14 protein-coding genes are annotated in these 17,379 nt (G+C 48.1%); 9 read left to right on the forward strand and 5 right to left on the reverse strand.

Features of this window, described 5'->3' with window-relative positions; all coding sequences use genetic code 11:
* Positions 1-13: 13 nt before the first annotated feature.
* Together nirD and nirB are read right to left on the reverse strand one after the other, a co-directional pair.
* Entirely contained in the window at positions 14-337 is a 324-nt protein-coding gene (gene nirD, locus EIZ48_RS11140) for a nitrite reductase small subunit NirD (RefSeq protein WP_160651058.1), read from the reverse strand.
* A 2-nt stretch (positions 338-339) separates the two neighbouring features.
* Positions 340-2,898 (reverse strand): nitrite reductase large subunit NirB, encoded by a 2,559-nt coding sequence (gene nirB / locus EIZ48_RS11145; protein ID WP_160651061.1) that lies wholly within the window; start codon positions 2,896-2,898, stop codon positions 340-342.
* A 343-nt stretch (positions 2,899-3,241) separates the two neighbouring features.
* Here nirB and EIZ48_RS11150 point away from each other — a divergent pair, with 343 nt between their 5' ends.
* The 4 genes from EIZ48_RS11150 (at position 3,242) to EIZ48_RS11165 (ending at position 6,949) form a co-directional block, all read left to right on the forward strand.
* On the forward strand, positions 3,242-3,631 hold the full coding sequence (locus EIZ48_RS11150; RefSeq protein WP_160651064.1) for a hypothetical protein: 390 nt from the start codon (positions 3,242-3,244) through the stop codon (positions 3,629-3,631).
* A 108-nt stretch (positions 3,632-3,739) separates the two neighbouring features.
* The gene (locus EIZ48_RS11155; protein ID WP_160651067.1) at positions 3,740-3,991 is read left to right on the forward strand and encodes a hypothetical protein; all 252 of its coding nucleotides are present in this window, start codon (positions 3,740-3,742) and stop codon (positions 3,989-3,991) included.
* Between the two features lie 607 nt (positions 3,992-4,598).
* Complete coding sequence (locus tag EIZ48_RS11160; RefSeq protein ID WP_160651070.1) at positions 4,599-5,765, forward strand: aromatic amino acid transport family protein; 1,167 nt, start codon at positions 4,599-4,601, stop codon at positions 5,763-5,765.
* Between the two features lie 386 nt (positions 5,766-6,151).
* A complete protein-coding gene (locus EIZ48_RS11165; RefSeq protein WP_160651072.1) occupies positions 6,152-6,949 on the forward strand; it encodes a DUF4922 domain-containing protein in 798 nt (265 codons plus the stop codon).
* A gap of 110 nt (positions 6,950-7,059) precedes the next feature.
* Here EIZ48_RS11165 and fusA read toward each other — a convergent pair whose 3' ends face one another.
* Positions 7,060-9,147 (reverse strand): elongation factor G, encoded by a 2,088-nt coding sequence (gene fusA, locus EIZ48_RS11170; RefSeq protein WP_160651075.1) that lies wholly within the window; start codon positions 9,145-9,147, stop codon positions 7,060-7,062.
* Positions 9,148-9,627: 480 nt separating this feature from the next.
* Here fusA and EIZ48_RS11175 point away from each other — a divergent pair, with 480 nt between their 5' ends.
* Positions 9,628-10,335, forward strand: coding sequence for a DUF4336 domain-containing protein (locus EIZ48_RS11175; RefSeq protein ID WP_205298586.1), 708 nt, complete (start codon positions 9,628-9,630; stop codon positions 10,333-10,335).
* Between the two features lie 79 nt (positions 10,336-10,414).
* On the opposite strand, the gene EIZ48_RS11180 is transcribed toward EIZ48_RS11175, so the two are convergent.
* Both EIZ48_RS11180 and EIZ48_RS11185 read right to left on the reverse strand, forming a co-directional pair.
* Complete coding sequence (locus EIZ48_RS11180) at positions 10,415-10,873, reverse strand: RNA methyltransferase (protein ID WP_160651078.1); 459 nt, start codon at positions 10,871-10,873, stop codon at positions 10,415-10,417.
* A 152-nt stretch (positions 10,874-11,025) separates the two neighbouring features.
* A complete protein-coding gene (locus EIZ48_RS11185) occupies positions 11,026-11,358 on the reverse strand; it encodes a PBPRA1643 family SWIM/SEC-C metal-binding motif protein (protein ID WP_160651081.1) in 333 nt (110 codons plus the stop codon).
* Positions 11,359-11,650: 292 nt separating this feature from the next.
* Between EIZ48_RS11185 and EIZ48_RS11190 the strand changes: the two genes are divergently transcribed.
* From EIZ48_RS11190 to EIZ48_RS11205, 4 genes are all read left to right on the forward strand, one after another.
* Entirely contained in the window at positions 11,651-13,450 is a 1,800-nt protein-coding gene (locus EIZ48_RS11190; RefSeq protein WP_240152946.1) for an extracellular solute-binding protein, read from the forward strand.
* 86 nt (positions 13,451-13,536) lie between these two features.
* On the forward strand, positions 13,537-14,622 hold the full coding sequence (locus EIZ48_RS11195) for a microcin C ABC transporter permease YejB (protein ID WP_160651087.1): 1,086 nt from the start codon (positions 13,537-13,539) through the stop codon (positions 14,620-14,622).
* Between the two features lie 5 nt (positions 14,623-14,627).
* Positions 14,628-15,644: an ABC transporter permease gene (locus EIZ48_RS11200; RefSeq protein ID WP_160651090.1), complete on the forward strand. Its 1,017-nt coding sequence runs from the start codon at positions 14,628-14,630 to the stop codon at positions 15,642-15,644.
* A 3-nt stretch (positions 15,645-15,647) separates the two neighbouring features.
* The gene (locus EIZ48_RS11205) at positions 15,648-17,240 is read left to right on the forward strand and encodes an ABC transporter ATP-binding protein (RefSeq protein WP_160651092.1); all 1,593 of its coding nucleotides are present in this window, start codon (positions 15,648-15,650) and stop codon (positions 17,238-17,240) included.
* Positions 17,241-17,379 lie beyond the last annotated feature (139 nt).

The raw sequence follows: 17,379 nt of genomic DNA on the forward strand, positions 1-17,379 counted from the left end.
GGCGATGGTTACCTTAAGCAGCAATCTCTACTTTGCTGCCAGTCACACGAGCTTTAAACGCTTTGATATTGAAGCGCTCATCTTCCATGCACATACCTGTGGCCAGGTTGAAGCGCTGCTTCTTTAGCGGGCTGGCTACCCAAAGCTCGCCCTGGTGCTCACAAATCAAGCCGCGTGATAGCACATTGGAACGGGCAAACGGGTCCATGTTGCTGATGGCAAAAACCTGCTCAGCGTCACTTGGGCGGAACACCGCTACCTGCTGCCCATTGATTAGGGCACAAACACCGGTTCCAGGTGTGATGTCGGTGATATCGCAAACTTTTTCATAAGCCATGATTAGTTCTCCAGTTCCACGTGTAGGATGTCGCCTTTGGCCTCAGGGTGTTTTTCGTTGAACGCAGCCGGACGGTGTTGGTCACGCTCAGAAACAAACACGACGTTATCGTCACGCAAATCTGAGTTGATGAAGTGTGCAAAGCGAGTCAGTTGTGATTCGTCTTCAATGGTGTCTTTCCACTCACAGCGGAATTCGTCAGCCAGACGGGCAACATCGGCTTCCAGCTGCGCATTGATGCCAAGTTTGTCTTCGACGATAACTTCGCGCAGATAGTCAACTCCGCCTTCCATGTTATCCATCCATACCGATGTGCGCTGTAACGGCGCTGCCGTGCGGATATAGAACATCATGAAGCGGTCGATGTATTTGATCAGAGTTTCGTGGTCCAGGTCGGTGGCGAGTAGATCAGCGTGGCGAGGTTTCATACCGCCGTTACCACAGACATACATATTCCAGCCGGCGTCTGTAGCGATGATGCCCAGATCTTTACCCTGTGCTTCAGCACATTCACGGGTGCAGCCCGATAGACCAAACTTCATCTTGTGAGGAGTACGGATGCCTTTGTAGCGGTTCTCGATATATGAACCCAGCCCGACAGAATCTTGTACGCCGTATCGGCACCAGGTCGAGCCAACACAGGTTTTCGCCATGCGCAGCGCTTTAGCGTAGGCCTGACCGGTTTCGAAGCCCGCGTTGATAAGCTTGCGCCAGATTGCTGGCAGGTCATCTTTTTGGGCACCGAACAAGCCGATACGCTGGGCACCTGTTACCTTGGTGTACAGGTTGTATTCTGCCGCCACATTGGCCAGTTCTGCCAGCGCTTGTGGTGTAACTTCACCGCCTGCCATACGCGGAATGACCGAGTAGGTGCCGTCTTTTTGAATGTTGCCCAGGAAGTTGTCGTTGGTATCGTGCAGTTTGACCAGTTGTGGCTTGAGGATGTGTTCACCCCAGCAAGACGCCAGAATCGAACCAACCAGAGGTTTACACACTTCACAGCCGTAACCCTTGCCGTATTTCTCCAGCAATTCGTCGAATGTTTTGATTTCTTCAACGCGGATCAGGTGGAAGAGCTCCTGGCGCGAGTAGGCAAAGTGTTCACAGACATCGTTTTTCACTTCGATGCCGGTTTTTGCCAGTTCAGCGTTCAAAACAGAGGTAACCAGTGGGATACAACCGCCACAGCCAGTGCCTGCACCGGTAACGGCCTTGATGTCAGCCATTGTGTGGTGACCATCAGCAACCGCTTGCGCGATCTTGCCTTTGGTAACATCAAAGCAAGAACAGATAACAGCACTTTCAGGGAGTGCGTCCGGGCCTAGGGCCGGTTTTTCAGCACCTGCATGTGCCGGTAGGATCAGCGTGTCAGGGTGCTCTGGCAGGTCGATTTCGTTTAGCATCAGCTGAAGCAGGTCGCCGTAGTCAGAGGTATCGCCAACCAGTACGGCACCCAGCAGCTTTTTACCGTCTTCGGAAACGATAATGCGCTTATACACTTCTTCGTTTTCGTCGAGATAGACATAACTCTTGCTGTCAGGAGTACGGCCATTGGCATCGCCGATGCTTCCGACTTTAACGCCGAGCAGCTTGAGCTTGGCACTCATGTCCGCGTCTTCGAATGCGTTTTCTTCGCCAATCAGGTGACTGACAGCAACCTGGGCCATTTTGTAACCCGGTGCGACCAGACCGTAAAATTTTTCATTCCATGAAGCGCACTCACCAATGGCGTAGACATCTTCGTCAGAAGTAATGCACTGGTCGTTGATGGCAATACCGCCGCGACGGCCGGTTGCCAGTCCGCACTGCATGGCCAGCTTATCCTGAGGACGGATACCGGTTGAGAAAACGATGAAGTCAACTTCTAGCGAGGTGCCGTCTGCAAACTGCATGGTGTTACGGCCATTGGTGCCTTCCGCAACAATCTCTTTGGTATTTTTGCCGGTGTGAACATTCACTCCGAGTTTTTCAATTTTCTTGCGAAGTTGCTCACCGCCCTGAGGATCTAGCTGCTCAGCCATTAGCACAGGAGCAAACTCGACAACATGGGTTTCTACGCCCAATGCTTTGAGGGCGCCTGCTGCTTCAAGGCCAAGCAAGCCACCGCCGACAACCACACCGCTTTTACTGCGTTTTGCTGTGGCTTCAATAGTTTTGAGATCTTCGATGGTGCGGTATACAAAGCAGTCCTTGCTTTCATTGCCTTTGATTGGTGGAACCCAAGGGTAGGAGCCGGTGGCCATGATGAGCTTGTCGTATTGAACTTCGCGTCCTGTGCTGGAGTGGATGATTTTTTGAGCGCGGTTGATGGTGATAGCACGTTCACCGATTAGAACCTTGATGCCATGTTTCTCGTAGAAGCCTTCCTTGACCAATGAAAGCTCGTCGGCAGTGTGGTGGGAGAAATACGAAGACAGGTGAACCCTGTCATAAGCTTTTCGTGGTTCTTCACAGAAAACTGTTACTTCATAGTTTTCCATGTCTGCTTTATCGACTAGTTCTTCGATATAGCGATGGCCGACCATACCGTTACCGATAATCGCCAATCTGACTTTGCTCATAAGATCCTCTTAACAACAGGCGTTAATTCTGAGGCAATAGTAATAAGTCAGATTGTGAATAAATATGACGTAAATCAACTACGACCTTGAATACCTCTAAAGGGGTATGCAATTGAAAATCAATAGCTTATGTGATTTGGGTTGATTTTGATGCGCATATTGTGAAGGAATATTACATCTTTATGGCCGCTATAATCTTGAAAGAATATGCAATCTGTTCAATTTTGGGCAGAAGGATTTGATTCTCAAATCTTGCCCTCGTAAAACGGATAAATGATGCCAGATGAAATAATCTGCTAGCCTGTTATTAGATGGGCTATTTGGATGGTTATTGGGGTGGGGAATGGTTGATTTGAACTCTATTTTTGTCCACGGTATCACAGGGTGGAAAGAATCAGCAGGAACCGAGCCTCTAATCCGCCATTTGGATCTTGATCCAATTTCGCAGTCAATTGAAGATGGCTCGGAGCTCATTAAAGGCGCTATTCGGGTTAAGCACGGTGGCCATGGAACCTACCTGTTCCCTTATGAGGGGGCAGTTTCCTATGACGGGAAAGATAACAACGAGGGAGTGCCGTCGTTGCCGGGTGATGATCAATTTGACATGGCGGAAGTGAAAGCATCAATGGACATGCAGCAACTGGCGGTATCTAGCTTTGTGACAAGTGGTGGTGTTGACGTGGTTGTTGATGAAAACCTTGTTCATGGAGACACGGATCCCACTGTGAAGTAATTAACGTTTATCTTGGGTGTTTTTTGTCCGGTCGGTATAGCGCAAGGTTGCAACTGCGTAAGGATTTGGTAAAAGAACAATATGTTCGAGGGTGTACAGGAGGTTAGGATGACTGTTGCCGTAAAATCTGTAGCTGAAAAGTTGCTAAGCCCTGCCATTTTGCTTCAGGCAAAAACGGATGGGGCACTTAATGCACTGGAAGCGGTGTACACTAAAGCCCGTTATGCAAGGTTTACCCGGGTTAAGTGGGGCGCTGACTACTATGATGGCATTCAGTTTGATGACGGTAGCCATATCAGTGTCTGTCCTGGCCCATTTAACCGCTTAATGCTTGTCGCGACTGACGCGAGCGCCCAGTGACGCCAATACGATGCCTTCTTCAAATCCTATTCGGATGACAATTGTCCGGAAGGGATTTCCTTATTTCTCATTAGAATCTGCTCATTGAAAATCATGCAACCATATATGAGATCAAAGATTCCATATATGGTTGTTGTGATTTTTCTGTTAGAACTTTAAGTTGCTAAATGACCGAACAAAAATAGGATAATTAACGGATGATTATCCTTACTAGCAGGGAAATATCGTTTTTTGGAGTACGATAAATGAAACTTAATACAGCAGGGCTGTCACATTTAGCCATAGACTGCTTATCGTCAGCGTCGAACGCTGCGACATCCTCTCGCCAACATTCTGCCAGCTCTTCTGCCTTCGCCTCTCAGCACGACGGTTTTTTTGCCTATTCGCGATTTAGCTTTTTTAGCTAATAATTCTTGTCTGTCCTTTGGGGACAATCTTTCTTTATAGACTGTTTTACAACAACTTTGCCAAAAGTTTGTATGTATTGCCGTTAGTTTGGCTGCTGACCACAGCTAAGAATAAGTGAGATTGCCAAATAGACAGTGTTTAAGTACTGCTAATGGGAAATCCTCTAGCAGAGTCGATCTATTTTTCAGAGATATTTGTTGTGAACTTGAAGTTATTGGGTAGTGCGCTGATCGTTGCGGGTACGGCGCTGGGTGCGGGAATGCTGGCAATCCCGATGGTATTGGCACAATTCGGACTGTTATGGGGCACCTTAATGATGCTCTTCATCTGGTCCGGTACGACCTATGCGGCCTTGCTGCTTTTAGAAGCCAGTATTAAAGCTGGTGGTGGTTTGGGAATGAACACCATTGCCCGCAAAACGTTGGGCAAGGGTGGTCAGGTAGTTACAAACGGGCTTCTATATGCTTTGCTGGTTTGTCTGTTGATGGCTTACATCATTGGTGCCGGTGATCTGGTTAAGAAAATGATGAGCGGTCTGGGCGTTGAGCTGACGATGATGCAGTGTCAAATCGCCTTTGCGTTAATTGCCGGTATCGTTGTTGCTGCCGGTACAGCGGCGGTCGATAAGCTCAATCGGGTGCTGTTCGCCATTATGGTGGTAATGCTGGGGCTGACATTGGTATCACTGGTACCGACTATTTCTGTGGCAAACCTTTTGGAAGCTTCCAGTGATAGCAAGGTTGATCTGATCAAAACAAGTTCGGTGCTGTTTACCAGCTTTGGTTTCGTTGTGGTTATCCCGTCTCTGGTGACTTACAACGAAAATGCCACGCACAAGCAGCTTCGTAACATGATTATCGGTGGCTCCTGCATACCGCTGGTTAGTTACCTGTTCTGGCTGTACGCTGCGATGGGTAACTTGTCAGCTGAACAGATGACTTCTTTTGCAAACGTCTCTGAGCTCATTGCGACACTGGGTGCTGAGCATGACATGATCAAGCTGGTGCTATCTGTCTTTACTGGTCTTGCGCTGCTGACGTCGTTTCTGGGTGTGGCTATGGCGCTATTTGATCAAAATTCGGATGCCTTCAAACAGAACAGGGCGGTCACTTATGTACTGACATTCATCCTGCCTCTGATGGGAGCCCTATGGGCTGCTGATCAGTTCCTGGCAGTACTGGGCTATGCCGGCATTATTCTTGTTTTCCTGGCGATTTTTGTGCCGATGGCGATGACTATCAAAGTGCGTAAGCTGCAAAGTGTTCAGGAAGACGCGGTCGAGTATTACCAGGCCGGCGGTGGCCAGCTTGCATTGGGGATGAGCTTTTTGTTTGGCTGTTTCTTGTTGGCTGCTGAACTAATCTAAGCGCTTCATTGATTAGCATTTTATGAGTACAGCAAAAGGGCGTTTACCAGACGGTAAACGCCTTTTTATTTTCAGAGATAGTCGTTGAATATGAAGAGAGCATGCTTGTTTGACCGAACGAACATGCGCCGAGCTGATAAACTTTGAGTGACCGAACAAAGATTTATCCAGCTTCCCTTTGGAGTAGAGCATGGGAATAGGGTGGGAAGCTGTTCTCATTCAACAACTTGATCATACAAACTTTTATTGCGTGCTGCTATAGAGGCACAGGATTCGGAGCTACCGACATCTGATTTGAAGTGTAAACTAAGCAATACACACGGTTGAAAAATAGGCAGTTTGCTGTAGCCTTTTATATCTGTTTCGTTTTCAGATAAGGAGAGTCAATGTTTTGGAATGTCGCTGAGCAAGTGACCCAGCAAGCACTCGCTGATAACCTCTTGATGCCAATAACAACAGAAGCTGAAGTGATCACGGAGCAGGGAGTCGATTACCTTGGGTATGTTGTGACGCCTAACGCCAGTAAAAAGCCGATAGCGAAAGCACCGCAAGCGAACCCGTTTCTGCCCTATGAGCCGTCTATGTATGTCGGAGAAGCCGGAGAGCATCATGTTTGCCTGCTCAATAAGTTTCCTGTCTTATCACCTCATTTGCTAATTTGCTCCAAAACATTTATCCCTCAAACCTCTCAGCTGTGTCTGGCGGATTTTAAAGCCTGGTTATTGGGCTTCGATGATAGGGATGTCTTGGGCTTTTATAATAGCGGTCCCCTAGCTGGCGCTAGCCAGCCGCATCGTCATATGCAGGTGGTAAAAGCCGATATACCGCTCGAATCACTCATAATGTCAGGCTCTCTGCCTTTCAGGCATTGTTTGTTTTTACTCTCAAGGCCGAGTGCAGATGAGTTGTATCAGCATTACCTGGATGCATTGGAGGTGTTGTCGCTGATTGATGATGAAGGGAAGTGCCTCCCTTACAATATCTTACTGACAGAGCGCTGGATGCTGGTACTGCCGAGGAGAATCAATAATATCGAAGGGGTGTTTGCAAACGCACTGAACTACAGCGGCAGGTTTCTGGTAAAGCGGCCGGAGCAGCTTAGGTGGCTACAGCAATACGGCATTATGCGCTATCTCGCTGAGTGCAGTGGGAGTAATCAAGAAGTCGCACCAAAACATCATTGAAGTAGTTCTTGCGCTCATATCCTATATGCATTTTTCTTTAGGTACAGATAAAAAATAACCCCAGTTACCGAGGTAACTGGGGTTATCGATAGGTTAAAGTAATTTAAAAATTACTTCTTACCGTCTTTTTCTTTCTGCTCTGCGATTACTGCTTCAGCAACGTTTGCAGGACATGGTGCGTAGTGTGAGAACTCCATAGAGAACTGACCACGACCAGAAGTCATTGTACGTAGAGTACCGATGTAGCCGAACATTTCTGATAGAGGAACGTCTGCTTTAATACGAACACCAGTAGTACCAGCCATCTGATCTTTGATCATACCACGACGACGGTTAAGGTCACCGATAACATCACCAACGTGATCTTCTGGAGTGAACACGTCTACGTGCATCACAGGCTCAAGAAGCTGTGCACCTGCTTTAGGCATAGACTGACGGAATGCACCTTTCGCTGCGATTTCGAATGCTACTGCAGATGAATCGACTGCGTGGAAGCCACCGTCGAATAGTTCAACTTCAACGTCAAGAACAGGGAAACCAGCTAGAACACCAGTGTCCATCATGCCAGCAAAACCTTTCTCGATTGCAGGCCAGAATTCTTTAGGTACGTTACCACCAACAACAGTTGAAGAGAACGTGAAGCCTGAGTTTGGCTCACCTGGTTTGATACGGTAGTCGATCTTACCGAACTGACCAGAACCACCAGACTGCTTCTTGTGCGTGTAGCTATCTTCAACAGGCTGAGTGATAGTTTCACGGTAAGCAACCTGTGGCTGACCAACGATTAGGTCAACACCGTAAGTACGCTTAAGGATGTCAACTTTGATGTCTAGGTGAAGTTCACCCATACCTTTCAGGATAGTTTCACCTGAATCTTCGTCAGTCTCAACCTGGAATGATGGATCTTCTGCAACCATCTTACCGATAGCGATACCCATCTTCTCAGAACCGCCTTTGTCCTTAGGAGCAACTGCGATTGAGATTACTGGCTCAGGGAAGATCATTGGCTCAAGAGTACACTCGTGCTTAACATCACATAGAGTGTGACCAGTCTGAACGTTCTTCATACCTACAACAGCGATGATGTCACCAGCTTGTGCAGAAGTCAGTTCGTTACGCTCGTCAGCCTGCATTTCAACCATACGGCCGATACGCTCAGTCTTACCAGTTGCGCTGTTAAGGATTGTGTCACCTTTGTTCATCACACCTGAGTAGATACGGATGAATGTTAGGGCACCGAAACGGTCGTCCATAATTTTGAACGCTAGAGCACGTAGAGGCTCTTTTTCGTCAACTAGTGCAACTTCACCAGTTGGCTCACCAGTTTCTGGATCTGTTAGCGGCTGTGGATCAACTTCAGTCGGAGCTGGTAGGTAATCAACAACTGCGTCAAGGATTAGCTGCATACCTTTGTTTTTGAATGCAGAACCACAGAAAGTTGGGAAGAACGCTAGGTCACGAGTACCTTTACGGATACAACGCTTAAGGTCTTCGATAGAAGGCTCTTCACCTTCCATGTAAGCTTCCATTAGGTCGTCGTCCTGCTCAACAGCAGTTTCAACAAGCTCTTCACGGTAAGTTTCTACGTCATCAACCATATCCGCTGGGATTTCTTTGATTTCGTAGTTTTCTGGAAGACCTGTGTCATCCCAAACGTAAGCTTGACGGTTTAGTACATCAACAACACCAACGAAGTCATCTTCGCGACCGATTGGTAGAGTCATAACTAGTGGGTTAGCACCTAGAACGTTCTTAACCTGGTCAACAACGTTAAAGAAATCTGCACCCATACGGTCTAGTTTGTTAACGAAGATCAGACGAGCAACTTCTGATTCGTTCGCGTAACGCCAGTTAGTTTCTGACTGAGGCTCAACACCACCAGAACCACAGAATACACCGATACCACCATCAAGTACTTTAAGTGAACGGTAAACTTCAACTGTGAAGTCAACGTGTCCAGGAGTATCGATAACGTTTAGACGGTGGTCGTTCCAGAAACAGCTAACTGCTGCAGACTGGATTGTAATACCACGCTCAGCTTCCTGCTCCATGAAGTCAGTAGTTGATTCGCCGTCGTGTACTTCACCAGTCTTGTGGATTTGACCAGTAAGCTTAAGGATACGCTCAGTAGTGGTGGTTTTACCCGCATCAACGTGCGCGAAAATACCAATGTTTCTGTATTTAGATAAATCTGCCATTGTTTTTCTCTATAAACAATTACTGTCACTATTCGGTGGGGGAGTATATCACTGATTCAAACAAAGATTACAGAGCCCATGCACTATAAAATGAACATTTGCTTGTTTTTGCTCCGTCTTTTCTATATTTCCAGCTCAAACGCTCAATAAAACCACAAGGTTACCAATGAGATAAGATAATCTGCTAGGAAATGACCCATATACAGGTTGCTTATCTTTGTGGTAGACGTTGCAGATTGTTTACCGAACGCTTCGTGATAATTCTCCGTGTAGTTTGAGTCTGGTGTTGTGACCCATAGTTGAATCGGATTAAGTCTAGTTCGGTTAGGCCACGTGCACCAGTTGTGTACCTATATTTTCAGGTGTTGTTACAACAAGTGACAATGGCCTGGTCATTGTTACCGTTCCAGCATGAAAGGCTGGCTGAGTGTGACAAAGTTGTAAGTGCTAGACTTTTCCTGAATAAGCCGGAGAAGTGATATGAGCATGCTACTGACCGAACATACCCGAGATAGGATATGGACAATTGACTATCCGGTACATTACGCCGGTTTAGATTTCTTCTCACGGATGACCGTGATTCGCCTTATAGATGATCGGCTGCTCTTGCATTCGCCTTGCCATATCAGTCCGGCATTGAAAGCGCAGCTTGATCAGTTGGGAGAGGTTGCGTATATCGTTGCTCCGGGCTCGTATCATTACCAGCATGTTGTTTCCACACAGGATACATACCCGTTAGCGCAAACTATGATTTGTCCGGGTGTTGAACAGAAAGCGCCGGATTTGCAATTCAGTGAGTTCCTGTGCGACAAGGTCCCTGATTGTTGGGTTGATGATTTCGACCAGGTATTGGTGCGTGGGGCTAAATATATGTGGGAGGTCGCTTTTTTCCACAAGCCGAGTCGAACGCTCATCCTGGTCGATCTTATTGAAAACATTGGCGATAAAACGAAAGGGGTTGGATGGGGGCTGAAGTTTTGGTGGAAGCTGATTTTTCGAATGTGGAATCATCCCAAGCCTGCGCCTGAATATCAGTTAGGCTGGAAGGATAAAGTTGCAGCAAGGCAGTCTTTATTGCAGATACTGAACTGGGATTTTGAGCGAGTGATTATTTCTCATGGTGATTTAATCAATCATAACGCCAAGGAAATAGTCAGGCAGGCCTGGGAAGTGCCGCTTGAACACTGACTCTATCCGTGCGGAATAACCAAGAGGGCTTGATTATTCCGTTTGCAGTCTATCACTTGCTGTATAAATAGAGGGCAATTTATTTGTGGTTAGAGAAATTGTCGCCCTTTGCCATACGGTCATAGAGGATAACATTAACGGCAGCAGCCAGGTTCATACAGCCTGTGGTCGGTACGTAAATTGTTTCACGGCAAAAATCGGTGATCTCTTTTTTCAGCGTGTTGTCTTCCGGACCGAAAATATAAAAGGCGCGCTTCGGGTGTTTGTAGTCGGGCAGCGGTTTTGCCCCTTCGATTAAATCGACGGCAACAGGCACGCAATCATGCGGAATGATATCTTTTAGGTCCTGAACCCCGATCAGCGGAATATCCTGATAGACGTTTTTGGTATCAGTGCAAAACTTTTTGGCAAGGTCATAACGTGTCCCTGTGTAAAACACCGAGTTCACGCCGTAGCAGCCTGCAGCCCGCATTACCGAACCAACATTTTCAGGAGTTTTTGGGTTGAATAACCCGACACAGGAGTAGCCTTTGCTCATATCGCGTATTTCTTCAAAATTTAAAACGAGGCGGGATTATACGGATTTTTCTGCAAAATTGCAGGAACAAAAGAAATGCGGCTAGCTGATGGGCAGGCGAGGTGAGGTAACAGCCCCACTAGATGGCGGGACTGTTGCCTGTAAGCAGAGTGTTAGCCGCAGCACTTTTTGAACTTCTTGCCGCTACCACATGAACAAGGGTCATTACGGTTGGGCGTTTTCTCGAAAACGGTCGTTTTTGGTTTGTTCAGGATTGTTTCTAGTTCAACGAGATTTTCTTTTTCTTCTGCTCTGACCGTAATCGTTGCAAATAGCTGGTTTTCGGCAAGGATAGCTTCAACCTCTGCTTTGCGCTCTTCACTATTGACGATAAGCGGTAGCGGGTTGGTTTCGGTACCTAGTTTGGCTGCACGTTTGGTGTTGTAGCCGAAGCTCTCGTGCTTGGGCTTTTTCTCGATGCGGCCTTTATAGAAAAATTTAGACATAACCTGAATCCTGAATAACGTAGTCCGCACCTGCGGAGAGGGAGGGGATGTTAACGGCTAACCGTGCAGCCTGCAAGTCATAGGCCATATCAGTGGATAACCTTTGTTCGCCAGAGCAAAAGCGTTATCCGCGTTGGACAGATTATGATGGAACCAAGCTTGCGACATTGTCGAATAGTGATTACTGTCCTATCGTAGAATAATGATAATTTGAACTTTTTTACCCTCAAGCAGGACGTTCGAGGTAAGCAGGGAGACGCTAATGTTGAAAAAGATACCATTATTCGGGGCAATGTTGTTCGCTACCGGAGCGATCCATGCCGTCGATGTTTATGCTGCCGAGGTAATAGAGTCGACCAATCTGGTTGGTTTCGGCAGTGCGAAATACCCCAGTAACTTTACTCATTTCGACTATGTGAATCCTGAAGCCCCTAAAGGAGGGCAGGTTACCTACGCCCAGGTAGGTACGTTTGATAGTTTTAATCGTTATGCCAGCCGGGGAGTATCTGCAGCCGGTGCGGATGCTATCTATGATACCTTGTTTGTTTCCTCTACAGATGAAATCGACAGCCACTATCCGCTTATTGCAGAAAAAGTACGTTATGCCGATGATTTCACCTGGATGGAGGTAGACATCAACCCCAAGGCTCGCTTTCACGATGGCCACCCTATAACGGCTGAAGATGTTGCTTTTACCTTTGAAAAATTCCTTAAAGAAGGGGTAGCACAATACAAGGTTTATTATAAGGACGTTAAGTCGGTAACGGCCAAGTCCAAACTTACAGCCCGTATCGACATGATTAAACCCAATCGCGAAATTCTATTCTCACTGGTACAGGGAATGGTCGTGCTTCCTGAACATTATTGGAAAGACAAGAACCTGAGTGAGCCTCTGAGCACCCCTCCTCTTGGAAGTAGTGCCTATAAGGTAGCTAACTATAAATCAGGCCAGAGCGTGACATATTCGCTGGTTGATGATTACTGGGCCAAGGATTTGCCGGTGAATATCGGTCGTCATAATTTTGAAACCATCAAGTACGACTACTATCGTGATGAAACCGTAACCCTCGAAGCCTTCAAGGCGGGTGAGTATGACATCCGGGAAGAGAATGTTGCCAAGTTCTGGGCCACTATGTATCAGGGGCCTAACTTTGATCAGGGCTATATCCTCAAGGAAGAGATCCCACACCAGATCCCGCAATCGATGCAGGCTTTTGTCTTCAATACCGAAAGCCCATATTTTCAGGATGCTGGAGTCCGCGAGGCACTGACCTATGCAATGGACTTTGAGTGGATGAACAAGAGCTTGTTCTACAACCAGTACAAGCGCACCCGCAGTTATTTCCAGAATACCGAGTATGAAGCAAACGGCCTGCCGACTGCCGATGAGCTCAAGGTGCTTGAACCTGTAAAAGATAAAGTGCCGCCGCGGGTATTTACCGAAGCCTACCAACCGCCGGTGACTGACGGATCGGGACGGATCCGGAGCCAGATGCGCAAGGCCCTTGGGTTGCTGAAGCAATCTGGCTGGGTGCTGAAGAACAAGGTGATGAGCAATGTCGAAACAGGCGAACCGTTTGCCTTTGAGTTGTTGATCTATAGCCCGACTACCGAGCGCCTGGCAATCCCGGTGCAGAGGAATCTCAAACTGATGGGGATCGATATGAAGATCCGTACCGTCGACACTACCCAGTATATCAAGCGACTGCGTGATCGTGACTTTGATATGGTTTCGCATGGCTACGGTGCCAACCCTTATCCGAATCCTAATTTGCTGATAGCCTGGAACAGCAACTTTATCGACAGTACCTACAACACGGCAGGTGTCAAAGATCCCGCTATTGATTATCTGACCGAGAAGATTGCTGAGAATCAGCAAGATCCGGAAGCCTTACTCAGTTACGGCCGAGCGCTAGACAGGGTGTTGCAGTGGAATTTCTTCGTGATCCCGCAATGGCATATCAGTCAGTTCCGTGTTGCCAGCTGGGATAAGTTCTCCCGTCCGTCGGTAAGGCCCAAGTATGCGCTGGGCAAGGATACCTGGTGGATTGATCCGGTGAAGGCTGCCAAGCTGCCGGAAAAACGCCGCTAGCGAATGTTATTACGATTGAGGAGCCAGCGTTCTGTGCTGCCGATACGTTGTTCGCCTTGGGAAGTTTCAATAAGGCATAGGGAAAGATGACTGCTTATATAATTCGTCGTTTGTTACTGGTTATACCGACCTTGTGGGCGATTATAACCATTAACTTTTTTGTCATTCAGATAGCACCGGGCGGCCCTGTCGAGCAGGCAGTCGCCCAGCTTGAAGGGCATTCGTCCGGCATCATGGAACGTTTCACCGGGGGAGGCCAGGAGGTTCAGGCTGTTGAGCCAGGCGATAACGGCGCCGGATACCGTGGTTCGCGCGGGCTGGATCCTGAAGTAGTCGAAGCCATCAAGGTGCAGTTTGGCTTCGATAAGCCTCTGCATGAGCGCTACTTCGATATGCTGAAGAACTATGCCACCTTTAACTTTGGCGAGAGCCTTTTTAAAGGGGGCAATGTGATTGATCTGATCATCGATCGCTTGCCTGTATCTATTTCCCTGGGGCTATGGAGCACCCTGATCATCTATTTCGTCTCTATTCCGCTGGGGATTGCCAAGGCTATTAATCATGGCTCGCGGTTTGATGTCTGGAGTAGTGCTGTTGTCATTGTCGGTTATGCCATACCGGGCTTTTTGTTTGCCATCTTGCTGATAATCTTCTTTGCCAGCGGCAACTATTTCAGCTGGTTCCCGTTGCGTGGTTTAGTGTCATCTGACTTTGACCAGCTGGCTTGGTATCAGCAAATCATCGACTATTTCTGGCATTTGACATTGCCAATTCTGGCCATGGTGATCGGTGGGTTTGCTACCTTGTCGATGCTGACCAAAAACTCCTTCCTTGATGAAATTAACAAGCAGTATGTGGTGACGGCCCGAGCCAAGGGGCTCGACGAGCGAAGCATTCTCTATCGCCATGTATTCCGTAATGCCATGCTGATCATCATTGCCGGGTTTCCCGCGGCATTTATCAGCATTTTCTTTACCGGCGCGATGCTGATTGAGGTGATGTTTTCGCTGGAAGGGATTGGGCTGCTGGGGTTTGAGTCGACCATCCAGCGTGATTATCCGGTGGTATTCAGCTCTTTATATATCATGACTCTGCTGGGACTGTTGTTGAACATCATTTCGGATTTAACGTACACCTTCGTTGATCCACGCATTGATTTTGAGGCGCGCTAGTGAAAATGAATCCGTTAACAAAGGAGAGACTGGCGAGATTCCGTGCCCATAAACGCGGTTACTGGTCGCTATGGACCTTTGCTTTGTTGTTTTTTATCAGTTTGTTTGCCGAATTGGTTGCCAATGACAAGCCTCTGTTGATCCGTTTTGATGCCAATTGGTATTTTCCTATCATCGAGCAATATACCGAAACCGAGTTTGGCGGAGAGTTCGAGTCTGAAGCCGACTATACCGACCCCTATGTGGTTGAGTTGATTGAGGCCGATGGCTTTATGATTTGGCCGCTCATCCGTTTTAGCTACGATACCATCAATTATGATCTGACCGGCCCAGCACCGTCTCCGCCGGATAGTGTCAACTGGCTGGGTACTGATGATAAAGGACGGGACGTGCTGGCACGGATCATTTATGGTTTCCGGATCTCAGTGTTATTCGGGTTTGCCCTTACTGTTATCTCGACCATCATCGGGGTGATTGTCGGCGCTTGCCAGGGCTATTACGGAGGTTGGGTCGATTTGTTCGGTCAGCGTTTCATCGAAGTCTGGTCGGGAATGCCGACACTGTTTCTGCTGATTATTCTTTCCAGCTTTGTCGAACCCAACTTCTGGTGGTTGCTCGGGATCATGGTGCTGTTTAGCTGGATGGGGCTCGTGGGTGTAGTACGGGCCGAGTTCCTCCGTTGCCGGAACTTCGATTACGTCCGTGCCGCCCAGGCACTGGGTGTCGGAGACGGCCGTATTATGCTGCGTCATATGTTGCCAAATGCCATGGTGGCCTCGCTCACCATGATGCCGTTTATTCTCAGTGGCTCAGTGACAACCTTAACCTCGCTGGATTTTCTTGGCTTTGGTCTGCCCGCGGGATCGCCGTCGCTAGGCGAGCTGCTGGCGCAGGGAAAAACGAATTTGCAGGCTCCCTGGCTTGGGTTGTCTGCCTTTGTTGTATTGTCAATTATGCTAAGCCTGCTGGTGTTTGTCGGTGAAGCAGTTCGGGACGCATTCGATCCCCATCATCAGAGATAAGTTATGGCAAAACCAATACTTACAATTGAAAACTTATCGGTTGGCTTTCAGAGTGGTGACAGTGTCAATCAGGTCACGCATGATGTCAGCCTTTCTATTCGCCGTGGTGAAACACTGGCGCTGGTGGGGGAAAGTGGCTCGGGCAAGTCGGTAACGGCCAATGCGATACTGCGTCTGTTGCCGAAGTCTTCCGCCCGTTATATCGGTGGCCAGGTTATCTATGACGGCACAGATATGATGGCGTGCAGTGAGCGCGAGATGCGCAGAATGCGCGGCGATCGGATCGGAATGATATTTCAGGAGCCGATGATGTCGCTTAATCCGTTGCACAAAATTGGTCGCCAGCTGTGTGAAACCCTGGCTATTCACCGGGGAATGAGGCAAAGAGATGCAGAAAAGCGTGCATTGAGCTGGCTGAAGAAAGTCGGTATACGCAATGCCGAAAAACGCCTGACAGCTTATCCGCATGAGCTTTCGGGGGGCGAGCGTCAGCGGGTAATGATTGCAATGGCGTTGATAAACGAACCTGAGTTGTTAATTGCCGATGAGCCGACAACAGCGCTTGATGTGTCGGTACAGGCACAGATACTGGAACTGCTTAAAGATCTCCAGCAGGAGATGGGCATGGCGATGCTGTTTATTACCCATGACTTGAGTATCGTTCGCCGTATTGCTGACCGGGTGGCTGTTATGCAGCTTGGCACACTGGTCGAGACAGATACCCGGGAGGTGATATTCAATAACCCCTCTGATCCCTATACGATAAAGCTGATCAACTCTGATCCGAGTGGCAGTCCGGTTCCGGTTTCAGCCAGCGCCGAGCCTTTGTTCGATGTAAATGATTTGCGGGTGTGGTTCCCGATCACCGGCGGCATTTTGAAACGAGTGAAGGATCATATTAAAGCCGTTACCGATGTCAGCTTTATTTTGCGAAAAGGCCACAGTGTCGGTCTGGTAGGTGAAAGTGGATCCGGTAAATCAACAACCGGGATGGCGGTGCTGAAACTGCTCAACAGTGAGGGGCAAATTCGTTTCGATGGGGTGGATATTTCGTCGCTCAGCCGTAAACAGATGCTGCCTTACCGCAGTAAATTGCAGGTGGTGTTTCAGGATCCGTTTTCGGCGCTCAATCCTCGTATGTCGGTCGCCCAGATCATTGGTGAAGGGTTAAAGATCCATAAGTCGCTGACCCCGAAAGAAGAGGATGAGGTGATTTGCGAAGCAATGCGGGAAGTGGAGCTGGATCCGGACACCCGTCACCGCTACCCCAATGAATTTTCAGGCGGACAGCGGCAACGTATCGCGATTGCCCGTGCCCTGGTATTGAAGCCGGAGTTTATTTTGCTGGATGAGCCGACATCATCGCTCGACAGGACCGTGCAGTTTCAGGTCTTGAGCTTGCTAAAATCCCTCCAGCAGAAGTACGGGTTGAGCTATCTGTTTATCAGTCATGATCTCCATGTTGTGAAGTCACTCTGCCATTACACCTTGGTGCTTAAAAATGGCCAAGTCGTTGAACAGGGTGACACGGCGCAAGTCTTTAATGAACCACAACATGCCTACACCCGAGAGCTAGTGAACTTGTCATCCGTCTAATCTTGGGCAGATAAGCGGTAGTCATTTGGCCCTTTCGTCTAAACTTTTCCCACAACAAGGTTTTACCTATTACTGTAATAGGTAAAACCGAATTTCCCTTCTTTTTCGTAGTGCTAACATCCGGTCTATCAAGACATTG

This window comes from Photobacterium alginatilyticum, from assembly GCF_009910675.1.
Classification (GTDB): Bacteria; Pseudomonadota; Gammaproteobacteria; order Enterobacterales; family Vibrionaceae; genus Photobacterium; species Photobacterium alginatilyticum.

Bases quoted from the DNA above. Each gene is read 5' to 3' on its own strand.
- nirD (WP_160651058.1), bottom strand. From the start codon at position 337: ATGGCTTATGAAAAAGTTTGCGATATCACCGACATCACACCTGGAACC.
- nirB (WP_160651061.1), bottom strand. From the start codon at position 2,898: ATGAGCAAAGTCAGATTGGCGATTATCGGTAACGGTATGGTCGGCCAT.
- EIZ48_RS11150 (WP_160651064.1), top strand. From the start codon at position 3,242: ATGGTTGATTTGAACTCTATTTTTGTCCACGGTATCACAGGGTGGAAA.
- EIZ48_RS11155 (WP_160651067.1), top strand. From the start codon at position 3,740: ATGACTGTTGCCGTAAAATCTGTAGCTGAAAAGTTGCTAAGCCCTGCC.
- EIZ48_RS11165 (WP_160651072.1), top strand. From the start codon at position 6,152: ATGTTTTGGAATGTCGCTGAGCAAGTGACCCAGCAAGCACTCGCTGAT.
- fusA (WP_160651075.1), bottom strand. From the start codon at position 9,147: ATGGCAGATTTATCTAAATACAGAAACATTGGTATTTTCGCGCACGTT.
- EIZ48_RS11175 (WP_205298586.1), top strand. From the start codon at position 9,628: ATGAGCATGCTACTGACCGAACATACCCGAGATAGGATATGGACAATT.
- EIZ48_RS11180 (WP_160651078.1), bottom strand. From the start codon at position 10,873: ATGAGCAAAGGCTACTCCTGTGTCGGGTTATTCAACCCAAAAACTCCT.
- EIZ48_RS11185 (WP_160651081.1), bottom strand. From the start codon at position 11,358: ATGTCTAAATTTTTCTATAAAGGCCGCATCGAGAAAAAGCCCAAGCAC.
- EIZ48_RS11190 (WP_240152946.1), top strand. From the start codon at position 11,651: ATGTTGTTCGCTACCGGAGCGATCCATGCCGTCGATGTTTATGCTGCC.
- EIZ48_RS11195 (WP_160651087.1), top strand. From the start codon at position 13,537: ATGACTGCTTATATAATTCGTCGTTTGTTACTGGTTATACCGACCTTG.
- EIZ48_RS11200 (WP_160651090.1), top strand. From the start codon at position 14,628: ATGAATCCGTTAACAAAGGAGAGACTGGCGAGATTCCGTGCCCATAAA.
- EIZ48_RS11205 (WP_160651092.1), top strand. From the start codon at position 15,648: ATGGCAAAACCAATACTTACAATTGAAAACTTATCGGTTGGCTTTCAG.